The sequence below is a fragment of the Fructobacillus pseudoficulneus genome (genome assembly GCF_900108455.1).
GTDB lineage: Bacteria > Bacillota > Bacilli > Lactobacillales > Lactobacillaceae > Fructobacillus > Fructobacillus pseudoficulneus.
In genome coordinates this window covers 149,512-165,996 of the sequence record NZ_FNWS01000003.1, presented here as the reverse complement: position 1 = coordinate 165,996, position 16,485 = coordinate 149,512, and the positions used below count along the sequence as shown (strand labels likewise).

General features: G+C 37.1%; 19 protein-coding genes and 1 pseudogene. 16 read left to right on the top strand and 4 right to left on the bottom strand.

The window, feature by feature from the left end:
- A partial coding sequence (locus BLW39_RS04330; protein WP_143404252.1) for an IS30 family transposase occupies positions 1-275 on the top strand: 275 nt, incomplete at its 5' end.
- Positions 276-332: 57 nt separating this feature from the next.
- Here BLW39_RS04330 and BLW39_RS04325 read toward each other — a convergent pair.
- Complete coding sequence (locus BLW39_RS04325; RefSeq protein ID WP_059378247.1) at positions 333-1,247, bottom strand: helix-turn-helix domain-containing protein; 915 nt, start codon at positions 1,245-1,247, stop codon at positions 333-335.
- A gap of 78 nt (positions 1,248-1,325) precedes the next feature.
- On the opposite strand from BLW39_RS04325, the gene BLW39_RS04320 reads away from it, so the two are divergent.
- The 8 genes from BLW39_RS04320 to BLW39_RS04285 all read left to right on the top strand — a co-directional run bounded on the left by BLW39_RS04320 (position 1,326) and on the right by BLW39_RS04285 (position 8,326).
- Positions 1,326-2,531: an MFS transporter gene (locus BLW39_RS04320; protein ID WP_059378249.1), complete on the top strand. Its 1,206-nt coding sequence runs from the start codon at positions 1,326-1,328 to the stop codon at positions 2,529-2,531.
- A gap of 101 nt (positions 2,532-2,632) precedes the next feature.
- A complete protein-coding gene (locus BLW39_RS04315; protein ID WP_074717777.1) occupies positions 2,633-2,917 on the top strand; it encodes an ArsR/SmtB family transcription factor in 285 nt (94 codons plus the stop codon).
- Between the two features lie 70 nt (positions 2,918-2,987).
- Positions 2,988-4,448 (top strand): MFS transporter, encoded by a 1,461-nt coding sequence (locus BLW39_RS04310; protein WP_059378251.1) that lies wholly within the window; start codon positions 2,988-2,990, stop codon positions 4,446-4,448.
- A gap of 332 nt (positions 4,449-4,780) precedes the next feature.
- On the top strand, positions 4,781-5,524 hold the full coding sequence (locus tag BLW39_RS04305; RefSeq protein ID WP_059378253.1) for a hypothetical protein: 744 nt from the start codon (positions 4,781-4,783) through the stop codon (positions 5,522-5,524).
- A 9-nt stretch (positions 5,525-5,533) separates the two neighbouring features.
- The gene (locus tag BLW39_RS04300; RefSeq protein ID WP_059378255.1) at positions 5,534-6,196 is read left to right on the top strand and encodes an ATP-binding cassette domain-containing protein; all 663 of its coding nucleotides are present in this window, start codon (positions 5,534-5,536) and stop codon (positions 6,194-6,196) included.
- 79 nt (positions 6,197-6,275) lie between these two features.
- On the top strand, positions 6,276-6,578 hold the full coding sequence (locus BLW39_RS04295; RefSeq protein ID WP_059378257.1) for a hypothetical protein: 303 nt from the start codon (positions 6,276-6,278) through the stop codon (positions 6,576-6,578).
- Positions 6,579-6,622: 44 nt separating this feature from the next.
- Complete coding sequence (locus BLW39_RS04290) at positions 6,623-7,117, top strand: GNAT family N-acetyltransferase (RefSeq protein WP_059378258.1); 495 nt, start codon at positions 6,623-6,625, stop codon at positions 7,115-7,117.
- Positions 7,118-7,435: 318 nt separating this feature from the next.
- A complete protein-coding gene (locus tag BLW39_RS04285) occupies positions 7,436-8,326 on the top strand; it encodes a DMT family transporter (RefSeq protein ID WP_074717771.1) in 891 nt (296 codons plus the stop codon).
- Positions 8,327-8,946: 620 nt separating this feature from the next.
- Here the strand turns inward: BLW39_RS04285 and BLW39_RS04280 are convergent.
- From BLW39_RS04280 to BLW39_RS04270, 3 genes are all read right to left on the bottom strand, one after another.
- Positions 8,947-9,438 (bottom strand): GNAT family N-acetyltransferase, encoded by a 492-nt coding sequence (locus tag BLW39_RS04280; RefSeq protein WP_059378265.1) that lies wholly within the window; start codon positions 9,436-9,438, stop codon positions 8,947-8,949.
- Positions 9,439-9,464: 26 nt separating this feature from the next.
- Complete coding sequence (locus BLW39_RS04275) at positions 9,465-10,004, bottom strand: GNAT family N-acetyltransferase (protein ID WP_059378267.1); 540 nt, start codon at positions 10,002-10,004, stop codon at positions 9,465-9,467.
- Between the two features lie 89 nt (positions 10,005-10,093).
- Positions 10,094-10,486, bottom strand: coding sequence for a bleomycin resistance protein (locus BLW39_RS04270; protein WP_059378269.1), 393 nt, complete (start codon positions 10,484-10,486; stop codon positions 10,094-10,096).
- Between the two features lie 474 nt (positions 10,487-10,960).
- Between BLW39_RS04270 and BLW39_RS04265 the strand changes: the two are divergent.
- The 7 genes and pseudogenes from BLW39_RS04265 to BLW39_RS04235 form a co-directional block, all read left to right on the top strand.
- Positions 10,961-11,644, top strand: a pseudogene (locus tag BLW39_RS04265) (DNA/RNA non-specific endonuclease); the annotation flags it as partial.
- Between the two features lie 305 nt (positions 11,645-11,949).
- Positions 11,950-12,390, top strand: coding sequence for a hypothetical protein (locus BLW39_RS04260; RefSeq protein ID WP_242975638.1), 441 nt, complete (start codon positions 11,950-11,952; stop codon positions 12,388-12,390).
- A gap of 91 nt (positions 12,391-12,481) precedes the next feature.
- Positions 12,482-13,180, top strand: coding sequence for a hypothetical protein (locus BLW39_RS04255; protein ID WP_059378277.1), 699 nt, complete (start codon positions 12,482-12,484; stop codon positions 13,178-13,180).
- A 199-nt stretch (positions 13,181-13,379) separates the two neighbouring features.
- On the top strand, positions 13,380-14,117 hold the full coding sequence (locus BLW39_RS04250; protein WP_059378279.1) for an amino acid ABC transporter ATP-binding protein: 738 nt from the start codon (positions 13,380-13,382) through the stop codon (positions 14,115-14,117).
- A 24-nt stretch (positions 14,118-14,141) separates the two neighbouring features.
- Positions 14,142-15,011 carry a transporter substrate-binding domain-containing protein gene (locus BLW39_RS04245; protein WP_059378280.1) on the top strand — a complete coding sequence of 290 codons (870 nt, stop codon included), beginning with the start codon at positions 14,142-14,144 and terminating at the stop codon, positions 15,009-15,011.
- Positions 15,008-15,649: an amino acid ABC transporter permease gene (locus BLW39_RS04240; RefSeq protein WP_059378282.1), complete on the top strand. Its 642-nt coding sequence runs from the start codon at positions 15,008-15,010 to the stop codon at positions 15,647-15,649. The genes BLW39_RS04245 and BLW39_RS04240 overlap by 4 nt, the downstream gene beginning before the upstream one ends.
- 12 nt (positions 15,650-15,661) lie before the next feature.
- Positions 15,662-16,315, top strand: a complete 654-nt coding sequence (locus BLW39_RS04235; protein WP_059378284.1) for an amino acid ABC transporter permease — start codon at positions 15,662-15,664, stop codon at positions 16,313-16,315.
- The last annotated feature ends 170 nt before the right edge of the window (positions 16,316-16,485 follow it).

The following is a 16,485-nucleotide window of genomic DNA, read 5'->3' as shown; positions in this document are numbered from 1 at the left end:
TTGATCACGGTCGAGAGTTTGCAAAATATGATGACATAGAAGAACAGCTAGGCATACCGATGTATTTTGCACACCCATATTCACCAGAAGAACGTGGTAGTAATGAAGTGCTAAATCGATATGTCCGTCGTTTTATCCCAAAAGAACGCAAAATTGAAACCATCAGTCAGAAAGAATTAGATCAAATTAATCATTGGATTAATGCCAGGCCAATGAAAACGCTCAACTGGCAATCACCACGAAAAGTCTTTCAGAAACATGCGGTGTTCGGATGATTCTTGCAATCTGCCATATTTATTTATTGAATCAAAAGAAATCGTGTACTACTTAAATCAATTAAATGTATTTAATTGATTTAAGTCTACATTTTTAAAGTTGAAAACACTCTCTAATTCATCTTTACTTAAAAATTTTGATAAATAATTTTTTTCATTCAGCGCAAATCGAGAATTATCATGTATTAAAAAAGTAATGACATTGGACTTTTTAATAAGCATTAATCCGCTTTCCTTATTGCCACCAACGTATAAAGTCAGTCCTTTTAAATTTAATAATCGTGCTCGATGGTAATAGTCTCTTTCCTGATTTTGAAAGTAAGAGGCTAGATTATCCAAGAGCTGTTGGGCAACAACCGCATTTTGCTGTTCAAGCATATGTAAGATCATATTATTATAAATATAAAATAGCATTGAGAAACTGTCATATCGAAAGAGGTCGTATAATATGGCCTTTTTTTGTAGTTCTAGGAACAGATTTAACATGAATTTTTCTTCGAGAAAAGGGATTGCATGCCCAAAGAGGTAAAGTTCAAAGAACGTCCAGTTGGTGATGCTTTGAAAATAATTTTGTAGAGTATTAATTTCATCTTCAGTAATAGTGGCTTTACCAAGCGTCGTCAACATCATTTTAATTTGGATTACTTGTAGCTTGGAAAATTTATCAGACTTATTTTGCCAACGCCGTAGGTGAGCATTTAAAGAATCAATATCGGATGATTGATAGGCTCTTTGTAGAGAAGGGAGAAAATCATTTAGATAGTTATTTGATTTTTGATAAGAGAATTCAAACTCTGAAAGTTGAACATTAATTCTATCCAGCAACTCTAGTAAGTGCATGAAGGAAATATCGGTTAATCCTCTTTCAAACTTAGACAAAAAAGTATATGAAACAATGCCACTGCTTGCTTCTTTTAAAGTAATATTTTTCCCTTTTCTAAAGGTCTTAAAAACTTCACCAATTTCAGCCATAATTTTACCTATATGCACATTTCATCTTTTTCTGATATGCGTATTCTATCATTAGGGCATACTTTTAGAAAGAGGTTGATGAATGTGCTTAGTTTTCAGAAAAAAGGTTTTCACCTATTATGGTTGAGCTTCTTAGTTTCTGCTTTAGGTGACTGGATGTATCGTCTTGCCTTACCAATCATTGTTTTGTCAAAAACTGGTTCTGCTTACCATGCTGCGACGGCTTTTGGGATATCGTTTATACCTTGGGTTGTATTCTCATTGATAGGGGGCACATTGGCTGATAACTTTTCCAAACGAAAGATATTAGTTGTTGGCAATATTTGTGCCTCAATATTTAGCATTTTTTTGTTATTTATTTTGAGTGTAAAAAACATTAATTTTACGTTGTTATACCTAGCCGTATTTTTGCTAGCTTCTGTTGATCCATTAATTCACCCAAGCTTTCAGAGTATTATTCCAGAAATTATAAAACGAGATGATTACGTGAAAGCGAATGCGCTGATTCAGACAATTGATAATACACTAACCATTTTGGGTCCGTTAGCTGGTGGAAGTGTTGTCATGTTAATGGGAGGAATCAATGCGCTTTGTTTTGATGTCTTTTCTTTTATCCTTTCAGCGGGCATTTTATATGCCTTACCTAAAAGCAGAAAACCACGCACGCGCAAAATCACGCTTACCTTCCTTAAAAATGACATTTTAGAAGGAGCCAAATATAGCTTTCATCAAAAGGTGATTTTTAGTGGGTCTTTGATGTTCTTCATAACCAATTTTGCTCTTAATATGTTTGAAGCAAACTATATTTTTTATATGACGAAGGCATTAGGATATCCACTGATAGATGCAACCATTGCCTTATCGATTGGTGGAATTGGCGCATTAATAGCTGGACCAGTCAGCTCATTAATTGTTGAGCGATTTCGAGCTGGGATGCTACTATCCATCAGCACAGTGTTAGCAGGGCTAAGTACACTTTTATTGTTGATTAATACCAATTACCTTTATATTGGTGTTATTTTAGTATTGGTTAGTTTCTTTGGCACAATCAATGTCATCACTTATTTCACGCTCCGGCAACGTACCGTTCCGAGTGAACAATTAGGTCGAGTTGTTGCTGTTACTAGAATGGTTTCTTATGCTTCCATTCCAATTGGATCTTGGTTTGGTGGCTTACTGTTAAATCAAGGTATTTCGATGGCTTGGGTCATTTTAATAGCAGGAGTAGTAAGAACGGGTGCTGGAATAGGGGCAGGTATGTCACCGCTGGCTCATGAAAGATAACATGTATCCTGCAACATTTAAAATTTAAAGAACTTGGAAAAATATAATTAAGAACAATAAAAAAATTAGTCGTGCAGTATTTTTAGATGTACAATTGTTTTATGACAATAGAAATAGAAGACCAAAATAGAGCAGAAATTTTTCAAACATTATCTGATCCAAATCGCTTAAAAATAATACGAATTTTATATCATAGCTCTCGAGAATTAACTTGCGGAGAAGTAGGGGAGAAGCTATCGATTAGTAAATCGACCGTTTCCTATCATTTTAAAGAATTAAGGTCAGTACAGTTAACGAAAACCAGAAGGGAGGCGCAAAGCAAGTATCTGTCTTTAAATATGGATACATTTAATAAGTATTTGCCTGGATTTTTAGATTCATTGTAATATGAATCTTTTTATTTTCATTCTTATTTCTATTGTTATCGAACCACAGTATAAATAAAAAGGAGAAAAAATGTTTCAATACGATTTTTTTAGGAAAAAAATAATTTTAGTAGCTATTTTAATTGCTACTTTTATGACATCAGTTGAAACTACCATCATTACAACTGCTTTACCATCGATCGTTACTAGCTTAAACGGTTTAGCGTTCGAAAGTTGGATTTTCGCTGTGTATTTGCTGACCGCATCTCTGAGTACGCCGATATATGGAAAACTAGCTGATAGAGTAGGAAGAAAGCCGGTTTTTGTTACTGGACTTGTTTTGTTTACCTTTAGTTCCTTCCTCTGCGGCTTGTCTCCCAATATATTCTTTTTAATCGCATTTCGATCTCTTCAAGGATTAGGTGCAGGAGCAATCATGCCAATTACCTTCACGATGATTGCTGATTTGTTTACATATGACGAAAGATCGAAAATTTTAGGTTTAAATAATACTGCATGGGGAATTTCAGCTTTAACAGGACCAATTATTGGGGGATATTTAGTTGAACAACTTAGTTGGCACTGGGTATTTTTTGTAAATATTCCGTTAGGTCTTTTATCTCTAGTAATTATTCTTTTTTATTATGATGAAAACGCTAAACAAATGGTGAAAACATCCCTAGATTGGAAGGGAATGTGGACCTTAAGTTGTCTATTAGTATCAGCTTTGCTTCTACTGCAGCTTGTTTCAAATCAAAATGCTAATATAATTGCGATTACTTTACTATTCCTTGTAGTAGTTTTCTCGGCAGGTCTATTTGTAAAAATTGAACCAAAAGCAAAAGATCCTATCATACCAATTCATTTTTTCAAAAATCAATTGTTTTTGATTCAAATTTTTACCGCTTTATTACTTAGTGCTGTTCAGATTGGTTTTCAAACGTATTTTCCTATGTGGCTACAAACTGTGTATCATGTAGCGCCTTCCGTTGCGGGTTTGGCAGTTACTCCTAGTCCAATTTTCTGGTTATTTTCCTCTTTCTCAGTAGGTTATTTAATTAAAAGATGGGCTCCTAAATGGATTGCAATTCCTTTAATCACCATTTTAATGATTAGTTATTTGCCTTTAACATTAATTAATAACCATGCACCAATAGCTATTTTTTATATTATTTCTGCTATTACTGGAACGGTACTTGGAATTGTCATAACGATGAATACACTTATCTCACAGCATGTTGTTGATGAAAAGGACGTGGGTTCAGCATCGTCAATGTTAACCCTAGGAAGAACCCTAGGACAAACATTTGCTACTGGACTTTTTGGTTTGATTTTTAATTTTACTATTTCTAAACATCAGTTTGAGTTTCCAAAAGCAAACATTGTTAAATTAATGAATCAGCTCATAAGTCAGAATCAGCCGGAAGAATCAAAAAAGTTAATTCAAATTTTTTTAACTTCAATGCATAATATTTTTATTTTCACCGCTTTCCTCTTTATATGCTTGTTGATATTAAATATCATGGATCGTCAAAACAAATTAATAAAATAAAGGATTAATCAACACGAGGAAGCCAAATATAGTTTTCATCAAAAGGTGATTTTTAGTGGATCTTTGATGTTCTTTATAATAAATTTTTCTCTCAATATATTTGAAGTAAACTATATTTTTTATATGACTAAGCCATTGGGATACCCACTGATAGATGCGACAATTGCTTTATCTTTTGGTGGCGTTGGCTCACCAAAAATAATTTGTTTATTCCAAATAGGTATAAAAAATGTTTTTTATAACGATTATAAGGTGTTTTACTGATAGAGACTATGTGATATTATGATGATAATAAAATTAAATAATTATCATAATGGTGCGGGAGAAATATTATGAAGAAAATAAGGGCATTAATTGCCTTTCAAATCAAAGTTGCTTTAGATAATAAAATCGACTTCCTTTATACATTCATTATGCCTCTGGCTTATTTATTAGTGAACTTTTTTTCCAGCACATCAAAGCATATTCATACAGCTAACCAGTTATCAATATTATTGCCGTTTGTAGGTTATATGGTCATTACTGGCGTTATAAATGGTTGGGTTATGAATACTTTGATGAGTCGTGAAAAAAATTTTTTAAAAACTTTTACATCTATTGTAGGTAATAAATTTTATATTTTCACGGCGAATTTTTTTGTTAATTTAGTTTCGAATGTGGTGCAAATTTCTTTGGTTGTTGTTATTTTCCAGATGATCACAAATTCATTCAATTTTTCGGTTCTTTTATTGTTGATCATTACAGCAATTCTTATGGATATTTTAGTTTCGCTTGCGTCAACAATTATCTTAGTTAGCCGTATGAAACTTTCAAGTATTCCGATGATTTTAACAACTTACATTATCGTTGGTTTAGTTCTATCAGGAATTCAAACCAATAACCTTTTATTTCGGGTTTTGTTAAACTCTGTAAGCATGTATACGTTAACGTCTGATTTAGGTGGATTATTGTACCACATCAGTGACGCTTCCTTATTTAATATTACATCTGTACTATTACCATCAATTCTAATTGTTTTGGTTGGTACTACCTTAATGAAAAAGGTACCAGTTTCTTCAATTCATACGGGAGCATAAGAGGTAATTATGAAAGTTGAAAAAAGCGATATTTTTGTAGGGGAAAGATTACTAGTAAAAGAGGCGTCTTTTAACATTGAACCAAAAATGTTAAACCTTTTAATTGGAAATAACGGTGTTGGTAAAACTGTTATTTTGGATAAAATATCTGACCTAGATAATAATCGTCCAAAAGAGTTTATAGATTTTCCAAATAAAAAAGATATTATTTATCAAACACAGGGTGCTGGATTCATTGATGAAGTAACTGTAGCAACAACTTTAAAATTGTTCGGCGAAATGGCTGGTGTTGATTTGGTACATGATAGTAGCTTGCCAGAAATGATTTCTAGAAATTTAAATGCTCGGTTTGGTAATTTATCTGGTGGTGAGAAGCGTTTTATTATTATTTGGTCGTCACTACAAATTCCACGAAAGTTGTATCTATTTGATGAACCTTTTGCGAATTTAGATCCTTATCATGTTGAACAATTAATGACATTGTTTTATGACGAACTAGAAAAAGGCAAAACAATTTTGTTAACAACACATCAATTTGAAGGGCTAGTTCCCGAAAAAACTCATATCACACACATTGCTAATCAAGCTATTGATTTTGATGGAACAATGAATGACTTTATGACACATCATGGCGCAAATCTACAAAGCGTGTTAAAAGAAATTGCTTCTTGATTAGCGTCAATACGAGTATTCAGAAATGAAATAGGCTATCTTCAACATTTGTCATTACTAATTAAAAAAGGAAAATACAATGGAGCTAGCTATACGGATATTACTTGCCATCTATGCTTTGCTGATGATATTAGCAACTTGGCAAGATAAAACAACTACGTTAAAACAATTGAACTACTTAACAAATGTAGCAGCTGGCTTATTACTTATTAGCACTTTCTTGACTTGGTTGCAATTTGTCATTGTATCTATTTTTTCATTAGTTGCTTTCCAAGTTTTAGCCATCATTCGAGGACTGCAATTAAAGAATTTTCATTGGCAGCATCATTTGATTCGTTTGATTGTAACAGTGATTTTTATCGTTCTTTTATTTTATATTTAAAATGGTTAGGATAATTTAATCGATTAAACGTAGAGGGGATAAGTATGAAAAGTAGAGAATTGGCATTAACCGATGAAGTGGTTTACAAGAATTATAAAAATTCTTGGAAGGAAAAGATGGTGCCGACATCTTCATTTACTAATCAAACTTTTCCCGACTTTGTTCAAAAGCTAAAAGATGACAAGGTAAATAAGGATGGTAAGTTCGTTCCGGCAGAAACCCTTTTTTTATTTGTTAATGATGTAATCGTTGGTAGTGTTCAAATTAGATACGATTTAACTGAAAATCTAATGATTGAAGGCGGTCATATTGGTTACGGAGTTAGTCCGGATTTTAGAGGACTAGGGTATGGTAATCAATTACTCGAACTAGGTCTTGAAAAATTAAGGCAAAAGGGTATTCACCAAGCTGTATTGACTTGTAATAGTTCTAATGAAAATTCCAAAAAAATCATTTTAAAAAAACATGGTATTTTAGATGCTAGATACAGCATTGAAGACAAGATAAAAGAACGTTATCTAATCAATATAACTAGTTAAGGCGCTAATGTGAATTTGCGAAAGTAAAAAAATCAGTCTCTGATTATTCAGGATTTAAAGAGAATTGTTAATAAACAACAGAAAAAGCTTATGAGATTATATCGTAAGCTTTTTTATTTTTATTATTGAAATTGCCGTTACTAGAATGGTTTCTTATGTTTCCATTCCAATTAGATTTTGGTTTGGCGGTTTACTGTTAAATCAAGGTATTTCGATGCCTCGACTCATGAAAAATAATTTGTTTTCCTTAAAAAATGCTTTTTTGTTAAGATGAATATATTCGAATACTTTTGAGAAGTTAAATTATTGGGGTATAAAATGATTAAAACTGAGAAGTCGGTCAAGACAGCAACTGTTAATAAAGGAATTTGGCTTAATTTAAGTTCTGTTGTAGTTATGTCATTAACTCCTGTCTTGAATAAGTTTTCTATGTCTACTTTGACTCCTTTACAAGCTAGTTTTTTAAATGCTCTTTTCTCAGCCATTATTACCTACTCCGTTATCAAGTTAAAAAGACAGGCAATTCCAAATTTATTTAAAAATAAATTGGTCATACTTTTAGGGATAACAAATGCAATTAGCATTTTACTTCAATATGTTAGTGTCTCTTTATTGGATCCTGTAAGTGTTGGGTTATTTGGCCGATTTTATATTATATTTGCCCTATTATTGTCTATTATCATAATGCACGAAAAGGTTTCTAAAGCGGACTTAATGCCTATAATTTTTACGCTTATTGGTACTATTCTAATTACTAATTTTCATGGCTCTCTTAATAGTTATTTTGGCATAATATCAGCAATTTCTTATACATTTTTCTTTGCTTTAACAAATATGTTGGCCAAGAAGAATATTGAAAACGTTGAAACCAATATTTTGCTGTTTTACAATCAGTCCATTTCTTCATTAATACTGGGAATATCATTATTAGCCTCGAACCAGATAATATTCAACTTTAAGTCAGGAGTTATATCGATATTTGGTTCTGCCTTTATGAGTGGGTTTCTTGGTCTATATTTATTCTATGAAGGGTTAAAATACATTTCTTTCAGAAATGCGAATTTGATACGGGCTCTGAATTCAGTCTTTGTTTTTCTTTTTTCAATCCCTTTTTTTAAGGTTCCAATGACACTTAATTTTATTTTAGGTGGAGCATTCATTATTATTTCAATCATATGGCTAGGCTTAACTTCAAGAAAAGATGCGTAATCAAATTTATTAGACGAAATTGACAGTAAAATGAAGTTCGTAATTCTTTTTTACAAAGGAAAAGGCAGGCTTCAGTTTTTGGAATCTGCCTTTTTGGTTGTTTATTTTGAGTCTCATATCTAGTCTAGTAAGGGAACGATTAAGTTGTTATTATTAGGAATAAGCATATTAAAAAATTTCATGGATTATGCAAAGTAAAAGCCCACAACCCGATAAGTATCAGGATTGTGGGCGCTTTGTGAGATTAAGTTTTGTGAATTTAGCTAAAAGGAATTGGTACCGCTCTTAGAAAGCTGTTAGAGTGCCATTCTCTGATTGTGAAAAATTCATTTCTGAGAATCTTTCTGAGAGCGTTGGGCTTTGGCATTAATGCTGGCTAATATTGCTGTAAAAATCCAAACAAGAACGCTTAAAAGTTCATATTTATTATGAGTATGAATGCTAATAAATATATTTGCGACCGTTACTAATACAATGACCGTCAAAACCAAAGTATGATGCTTACGAAATGTATCTAACAAATGTTTTCCCCTTTCTTGGATTTATTCTTAATTATATCAAAAAGGCCACTATCTGTATAAACAGTAGTGGGCCTTTTTATTATGAAATTATAATAGCAATTAAAGCCGTTTAGTCATGTTATACCAGGTTTCACCAGCATGCTGAGAATCGGAAATGCCATCAACTTGATAACCGTTTCTTTGATAAAAAGGAACCAGGTTTTCTAAACAAGTTAGAGTGATTAACTGACGACCTTGTTGCTTAGCAACTACAGCTAACTCTTGCAATAGTTGCCCTGCAATGCCCATTTTCTGTTTGTTTGGTGACACTACTAAACTAAGCACTGTTTGATAGGGTGCCTCAGCTAAATTTGGAACCGAAGTTTCAAATAGCTCGTCTGAAATAAACCGGTCCTTTGATGCTGGGCCAACAATATAACCTGCGGGTTCATTTTGTTCATCATAAGCCACAATAAAGGTATCCGGGATAACTTTTATTCTTTCTAACATACTTTCTCTAGTGGCGGCTTCAGCCTCAGAAAAACCTGAATTTTCAATATTCATAATTTTATCTAAATCTTTTTCATTGGGTTTACCAAATGTAATGGCCATATTAAATCTCCTTGACTTTCATTTTTTTATTGCCGACTAGCGAACCAGTCTTCTTGGAAAATAGCATAGTGATCAGAGTCGACCCATTTGCCATCATAAAAAACTTCGTTTTTTGACGTTCCTTCTTTGATGAAGCCGACCTTGGTATAGGCTTTTACTGCAGCTGTATTGAAGGGAAAAACCGATAGCTTGATTTTATGCATGTTTAGGTTGTTAAAACCATAATCCAATATCAAAGATAGTGTTTCTTGGCCGTAGCCCTTCGAGCGGTCTTCTTCTTTTGGAAAGCCGATGCCGAGCTCACAGGAGTGGTTGCGCACACTAATGTTTGTTAAGCTAACAAAGCCAATGAGGCTATCATCGACGACTTTGCGGACAGTAAACTCAACATTTTCGTTGTCATTGGCTGAATTGCGAAAAATCTTTTCCCAATTTTCTGCTGAAAATGGGTGAATGACATCATCTGATAGCAAATTAATAAAGGCATCATCCCATTGCCAGTCGGCAAAGTCTTTACCGTCGCCTTCATGGTAATGAGATAGTTTGACATTTTTTCCAATAAACATAATTTCCTCTTTTCTTTTTGTTTGCTGAACCGGCAAATTCTGTTGGACGGTTCGACATGCATTGCAGTAGCGGCCATCAGTCGTTGGTTTTAATCTGTAAATCGCAACAAATAGCCGTTTGGGTCTTGAATGAGAAATTCTTTTTGCACGATTAAACCGTCAGCACCTTCGTATCGACTGATGGTGATCTCGCGAAACAACGGGACTTCTTTGCTAACGATTTCCTGATAGAAGGAATCAATGGCTGAAATTTCAAATGACAAATTGATCCCGCGGCCTAGAGGATAGGTTAGTTCAGCGGTGTTCCAGCCACTATCGTGAATTTCTTCTAACATCACCTGGTTACCATCTTTACTTAAAAAGACGAAATGCTCCTCTAATCGCTCATATTCCACTTTGAATTTGAGAACGTCCAGATAAAATTGCTTCGATTGTTCAAGATTGAAAACAGGTAGTTCCGGGATTGTTTTGTTGAATTTCATCATTTTTCTCTTTTCGTTGATTATAGCATTTGTGGGAATAAGGCTGATCAATCTTCTCGAACCTGTCAGCTGTGTGATACAAATTTGTTGGTGTTATTTATATAGAAGAAAGTTGCAAACTGCCTCTGTAAATGAGAATAAAATACTGTAAAATAGAAAAAGTATTGGAAGTGTGAGAGAAAGCCAAACATAGGCTGTTTGGTTTGTGGGGGAGAAGAGATGAATGATTTTTTTGTACTGCTATTCTTAGCAGCACTCATTTGGCTAGTGATTGACTGGCGACGTAGTCACAAGGCCGGATTAAAGTTACAAAAGCGCGGTAAATGGTTACTGGTAGCAGTGATTGCTTTGTTGGTATTGGTTGGGATGACTGCCCCAGCTGATAGTGATAGTAAGCAGCAACCAAAGAAGGAAACGCCAAAGGCGAAAACTTCTGCTAAGAGCAGCAGTCAAAAGAAGGCTGAGACTTCTTCAAGTTCTAGTCAGAAAAAGCAAGATGACGGTAGTTCACCAAAGGCAAATCAAGGACAGACTAATCCGGCAATTCTAGCCTTTACTGGTCAACGCCAAATGGTGATGGGTGACCTCGATAGTCTGGGTCGGGCTACTTATTCGCATATTCAATTGCAAGATAAGGATGAACCCAAGGTTAAACGGGCACCACAGCTAAAGTACAATCCGGTGGGTTGGCATAACTATAAATTCTACTATGGGGATGGTAGCCAACAAGCTTGGTTGATGAACCGGGGTCATTTGGTTGGTTATCAATTTAGTGGGCTAAACGATGAGCCACGTAATTTGGTGCCGGAAACCGCTTGGTTCAATGCCGGTAACTACAAAGGCATGAACGACAACAACGCCGATTCGATGCTGTATTATGAAAACCGGTTGGATTCATGGCTGGCCAACCATCCAAATTATTGGTTGGATTACATGGTCACACCAATTTACCAAGGGAGTGAACTGATCCCACGTCAGGTGCAATTGGCTTATGTTGGCCTTGATAGTAATGGGCAGCAGATTGCCATTAAGCTTGGTTCTAGCAAGGAATTCGTTGATGGCAATGGCATTACGAAGGTGATTTTAGATAATTCATCACCAAATGCAAACATTGATTACGCGACCGGGCGTGCAACAAATACCGTATCAAAGCGATAATAATTGTCTAAAAACAGCGCAAAAGGCTGTTTTTTCTTTTCATAAATTAACGAATAATAACCATAAAAATCGAAAAATTTAGACAAGGGATAATTTTTTTGTTATTGTTAAAGTAGAGTGTACGTTGACATTGAATGCCGGTACCACACAGTCACTTTTGCCGTTAGACAAAATGTTGCTGCTTTTTTAGCAGCGACATTTCCTAGAGAGGAAAATCATTGAAAGCTCTTGCCAATTTTTTACATAAACTTTTACATCATCCCAAAACACTTACTTGGGTCTTTCCGATTGTGATGGTCGGTATCATGTCAACATACAATACGGTGATTCGCTTCGGTTTCTCAGAAAAGCGACTGGAACGGACCTGGCTTATGTATCCAATTATGGTGATTGTCATTTATTGCTTGCGCACATTTGTGACACTGCCGCTGACAATGCGTCTCCATAAACACTACCCGGCCTTTATTCGCAGCCGGTTCTCCGAAGACTATACGGTGCCATTTACGGTCATCATGTTAAACGTGACGGTGATGATGCTTTGGCTGACCGAGATGTACCACCGTTTGTATCCGGAATTTTTGCCCGGGTATTTGATGAATTGGGTGAAAACATTCTTTGTGGCGGTACCAACTTTTTTCTTTGTTGTTCGGCCAATTATTTTGAGCCTTTTCGATCACTTACGAACGAGGTACCCACTACCTAAACTGGTCAATTTAACATTAACTGATAAGGAAAAAGCGTCATAGGCTTTTCCATCTACCTGCCAACTTCATTTGAAGTTGGTTTTTTCTTCTAATATAATAGGGAAGAGAATCAGAGAGAAAAGGTTAGAGCAGTATGTCAAAGAAAAAATTATCGATCATTGCCATTGTGGTTGTGGCCGTCCTGGGTGTTGGTGCCATTTCCGTTTCGGCGATGTCGACCAGTCACCATGCCAAAACTAGCAAAAAAGTCAGCACTAAAAAAGCAAGTGTACGCTCAAGCAGCTCAGTTTCAGCTAGCCAAAGTAGTACCGCTCAGTCATCGACGAGCGCTGCCTCGACTTCTTCGGCTAAGCCGGCAGGTGTGACAGCGACGGCGCCTGCATCGGGCACACAGTTGGTATCAGCGAACCCGTTTGTCTATGGTCAGCCGGGGATGTGTCTGGGTTACGTGGATTCTGCCTTTGCGGTCACTAGTCATGGTGGGACTTTGAGCGCTTCTGCCACGGCAGCGGCTGGTAGGGCCGAAGCCGCTGGCGGAATGCACCATGATACTAACTTCCCCCAAGGGAAGATGGTCCCCGTCTTTTGGAATTTAACCAGTAAGGATGACGGGGTTAACTACGGCCATGTCGCTATCTGGGATGGTAACGGTGGCTTTTATTGGGAAGGCAACCACAGCAGTACGCCAAATCACCTAAGTTGGGATCAGATTAACGATACTATGAACGGCAAAACAGAAATTAACGGTGAAAAGGTCACGGACAGTTTCACTGGCGCTTCTTATATTGGCTGGTCTGATAACCTTGAAGGGGTTCAAATCTTAGCAAAATAAGCAAAATCGGAATAATTTTCTGATTTTGCTTTTTTATTCGGTTTTTAAACTTTAATATTAGAAAAAGTTTATAAAAATTAATAATTTTGTCATGAAAGCTAACAAAGTTGGTCAGTAATGCCGACACGTACTCGTAATATGGAAGTAAGCTTGGTCTTTTGTCGGCCAACTAGAAAACAAATGGCAAGGAGAAATTACGATGTCAATGATCGAATTCAAGAATGTACAGAAGTACTATGGCGACTTTCACGCCCTTCACGACGTCAATCTAAAGATTGACCAGGGTGAAACCGTTGTCTTAATTGGCCCTTCAGGGTCAGGAAAGTCAACCTTGATTCGAACCGTAAATGGTTTGGAGGAAATCGAAGACGGACAATTGATCGTGGATGGTTATGATCTTCATGACCCAAAGACCGACATGAATAAAATTCGCAAAAATGTCGGCATGGTTTTTCAACACTTTAATTTGTATAACAACAAAACCGCAATTGAAAATATTATGTTGGCACCTCGCTTGGTTCTTAAGCGTGATGAAGCAGAAAACAAGCGAATTGCAATGGAATTGTTGGAACGAGTTGGTTTGGCTGATAAGGCCAACAGCATGCCGTCGGCTTTATCTGGTGGGCAAAAGCAGCGAATTGCGATTGCTCGTTCACTCGCAATGAAGCCTAAGGCATTGCTCTTTGATGAACCAACGTCAGCCCTGGACCCAGAAATGATTGGGGATGTCTTGGATGTTATGCGTGACATTGCCAAGGACTCGTCAATGACTCTCTTGGTTGTGACGCACGAAATGGGCTTTGCCAAGGCCGTGGCTGACCGAGTAATCTTTATGGCCGATGGGCGAATCCTTGAAGACAACTCAACTGAAAGCTTCTTTGAAAACCCAACTGAACCACGGGCAAAGAAGTTCTTGAGTCAAGTGGAGCACCACTAATCAAAGTAGAAAGGGGATTGCTCCATGGAAAAAGCAAAAAAGCGTCGCTTTGGCATTATTGCGACAATCATTTTAATCCTGGCGATTGTTTTTGGAATTGTTTGGGCGCAAAACACCGTTTCCCATAACCAAAAGCATCAGGATACCCTGGCTCGGGTAAAGAAGAGCGGCAAGATTGTTTGGGGAGTGAAGGCCGATACGAAACTCTTTGGTTTGATGGACACGAAGACGGGTTCATCAGAAGGATTTGATGTCGATTTGGCCAAGGCTGTCACCAAGCAAATGAGCAAGCAGCTCGATGAAAAGTTGACGCCATCATTTGTGACGGTTACAACTGCTTCTAAGGTTCAATTATTGAAGAACACCAACATTGATGGGGTATTTGGTGTAATGACCATTACGCCAGAACGGGCAAAGATTGTTGACTTTAGTCAGCCATACTTCCCAGCCGGCCAGTCATTGTTGGTTAAGAAGGATTCTGGTATTAATTCTATTCAGGATTTGAACGATCCAAGCAAGACGGTGTTGGTGGTTGTTGGAACAACGGCCGCACAAAACATTAAGAAGTTTGCGCCGAAGGCAAAGACGATTGCTTTGCAAGATTACGCTTCAGCAATGCAGGCGATGAAGTCAGGACAAGGACAAGCTATTTCAACTGATAACGCCATCCTTTATGGTTTGGCAAGTGAAAACCCAGACTACCATGTTGTTGGTGGAACTTTGACTTACGGTCCTTATGGGGCTGCCTTTGACCACGACCAAAAGCCAATGGTTAAGCAGGTTGACCAAGCCTTGGATACTTTGAAGGCGAACGGCACTTATAACCAGTTGATTAAGAAGTGGTTTGGTCAGGTGCCTGGACTGGATTTGAATGAACTGGAGGTACACAAATGACGTTGCTTGATCACTACTTTTCAGTCTTTCTCCAAGGTTTTGGCCACACACTTTTGGCAAGTTTGTACGCGCTCGTGGGGTCTTTGATTTTGGGGACGTTTTTTGCCATTATGCAGGTAACCACGTCGAAAGTGGCGCGGGCAATTGGTAATATTTATGTTCAAGTGTTCCGAAACATTCCATTGTTGATTATCACGTTATTCTTCTACCTGGCCGTGGCTAAGGTAATCAAGATGACTGGTTTCACGGCTGGAACGATTGCATTGACGCTTTATACCTCGGCATTCATCGCTGAATCCGTTCGAGCGGGAATTTTATCAATCGAAGCAGGCCAGATGGAGGGTGCGCGCGCCAATGGCTTGAATTTTTGGCAGGCAATGCGAGTGATTGTCTTGCCCCAGGCCTTCCGGGTGGCGATTCCATCTTTGGGAAATCAATTTATTAATTTGGTGAAGAACTCATCAATTTTAGCCTTTGTTGGTGGTTTGGATTTGATGTACCAGGGGAACTTGGTAGCAGCCAACTCCTTTGATACCTTCACGACTTATATTATTGTCGGGGCCTTTTACCTGATTATCACACTGCCATTGAGTTACTACATTCAGTACCTCGAAGGCCAACTCAAGAAAAAAGCATAAGGAGGCCGAAAAATGTCAGAATTTTTTGATGCCTTTACAGGGGCAAACCTTGGCTATCTGATGGATGGCCTTGGGATTACTGTCGGTGTTTCGGTCATTTCGGTGGTCTTGAGCTTAATCATTGGTTCGATTATTGGGATTATTTTGTTTGAAAAACTCCCTTATTTCTCGAGCTTGGTTGGGACGCTCAATAACATTGTCCGAAACTTGCCATTGTTGTTGATTATCTTCTTTACGTACTTCGCCTTGCCACAGTTTGGTGTTCATTTGCCAATCTTTTGGGCAACGGTTGTGGCCATGACCGGTTTCCAGTCAGCGATGTTGGCTGAAATCGTTCGTGGTGGGTTGGAAGCGGTTGATAGGGGTCAGTTTGAAGGGGCCCGCGCTAACGGACTTTCCAACATGCAAACGATGATTCACATTGTTTTGCCGCAAGCCTACAAAAAGATGATTCCACCAATCATTTCTCAGTTGATTTCACTGGTGAAGGATACGAGTTTGGCATCTGGAATTGTCTTGGCCGAATTGACTTACCGTGGGCAAATCGTTTATGCACAAAACTCGAACTATATCGTTCCGGTTTTGTTATTCATGACGATTGTTTACTTCTTGTTGAACTATGGCCTTTCATTGATTGCCAAATGGTTCGATCGTCGCTTAGCATAAGCGGCTCGAAAAAGATCAGCGTTGCTGGTCTTTTTTATTTTGTTCACGATTCGCATGATTATTTGAAAAAATCAGATTCAATAATCGGAACTAATTGTGATTATCGCGATAATGGTCGCAGTTGTTGCGATTTTAATGGTAGAATGGAAATAACGCGTAAACAGTCTTTC

What these genes read in the sequence shown, in the direction of transcription:
- BLW39_RS04325 (WP_059378247.1), bottom strand. Translation starts at nt 1,247, where the DNA reads ATGGCTGAAATTGGTGAAGTTTTTAAGACCTTTAGAAAAGGGAAAAAT.
- BLW39_RS04320 (WP_059378249.1), top strand. Translation starts at nt 1,326, where the DNA reads ATGAATGTGCTTAGTTTTCAGAAAAAAGGTTTTCACCTATTATGGTTG.
- BLW39_RS04315 (WP_074717777.1), top strand. Translation starts at nt 2,633, where the DNA reads ATGACAATAGAAATAGAAGACCAAAATAGAGCAGAAATTTTTCAAACA.
- BLW39_RS04310 (WP_059378251.1), top strand. Translation starts at nt 2,988, where the DNA reads ATGTTTCAATACGATTTTTTTAGGAAAAAAATAATTTTAGTAGCTATT.
- BLW39_RS04305 (WP_059378253.1), top strand. Translation starts at nt 4,781, where the DNA reads ATGAAGAAAATAAGGGCATTAATTGCCTTTCAAATCAAAGTTGCTTTA.
- BLW39_RS04300 (WP_059378255.1), top strand. Translation starts at nt 5,534, where the DNA reads ATGAAAGTTGAAAAAAGCGATATTTTTGTAGGGGAAAGATTACTAGTA.
- BLW39_RS04295 (WP_059378257.1), top strand. Translation starts at nt 6,276, where the DNA reads ATGGAGCTAGCTATACGGATATTACTTGCCATCTATGCTTTGCTGATG.
- BLW39_RS04290 (WP_059378258.1), top strand. Translation starts at nt 6,623, where the DNA reads ATGAAAAGTAGAGAATTGGCATTAACCGATGAAGTGGTTTACAAGAAT.
- BLW39_RS04285 (WP_074717771.1), top strand. Translation starts at nt 7,436, where the DNA reads ATGATTAAAACTGAGAAGTCGGTCAAGACAGCAACTGTTAATAAAGGA.
- BLW39_RS04280 (WP_059378265.1), bottom strand. Translation starts at nt 9,438, where the DNA reads ATGGCCATTACATTTGGTAAACCCAATGAAAAAGATTTAGATAAAATT.
- BLW39_RS04275 (WP_059378267.1), bottom strand. Translation starts at nt 10,004, where the DNA reads ATGTTTATTGGAAAAAATGTCAAACTATCTCATTACCATGAAGGCGAC.
- BLW39_RS04270 (WP_059378269.1), bottom strand. Translation starts at nt 10,486, where the DNA reads ATGAAATTCAACAAAACAATCCCGGAACTACCTGTTTTCAATCTTGAA.
- BLW39_RS04260 (WP_242975638.1), top strand. Translation starts at nt 11,950, where the DNA reads ATGTCAACATACAATACGGTGATTCGCTTCGGTTTCTCAGAAAAGCGA.
- BLW39_RS04255 (WP_059378277.1), top strand. Translation starts at nt 12,482, where the DNA reads ATGTCAAAGAAAAAATTATCGATCATTGCCATTGTGGTTGTGGCCGTC.
- BLW39_RS04250 (WP_059378279.1), top strand. Translation starts at nt 13,380, where the DNA reads ATGTCAATGATCGAATTCAAGAATGTACAGAAGTACTATGGCGACTTT.
- BLW39_RS04245 (WP_059378280.1), top strand. Translation starts at nt 14,142, where the DNA reads ATGGAAAAAGCAAAAAAGCGTCGCTTTGGCATTATTGCGACAATCATT.
- BLW39_RS04240 (WP_059378282.1), top strand. Translation starts at nt 15,008, where the DNA reads ATGACGTTGCTTGATCACTACTTTTCAGTCTTTCTCCAAGGTTTTGGC.
- BLW39_RS04235 (WP_059378284.1), top strand. Translation starts at nt 15,662, where the DNA reads ATGTCAGAATTTTTTGATGCCTTTACAGGGGCAAACCTTGGCTATCTG.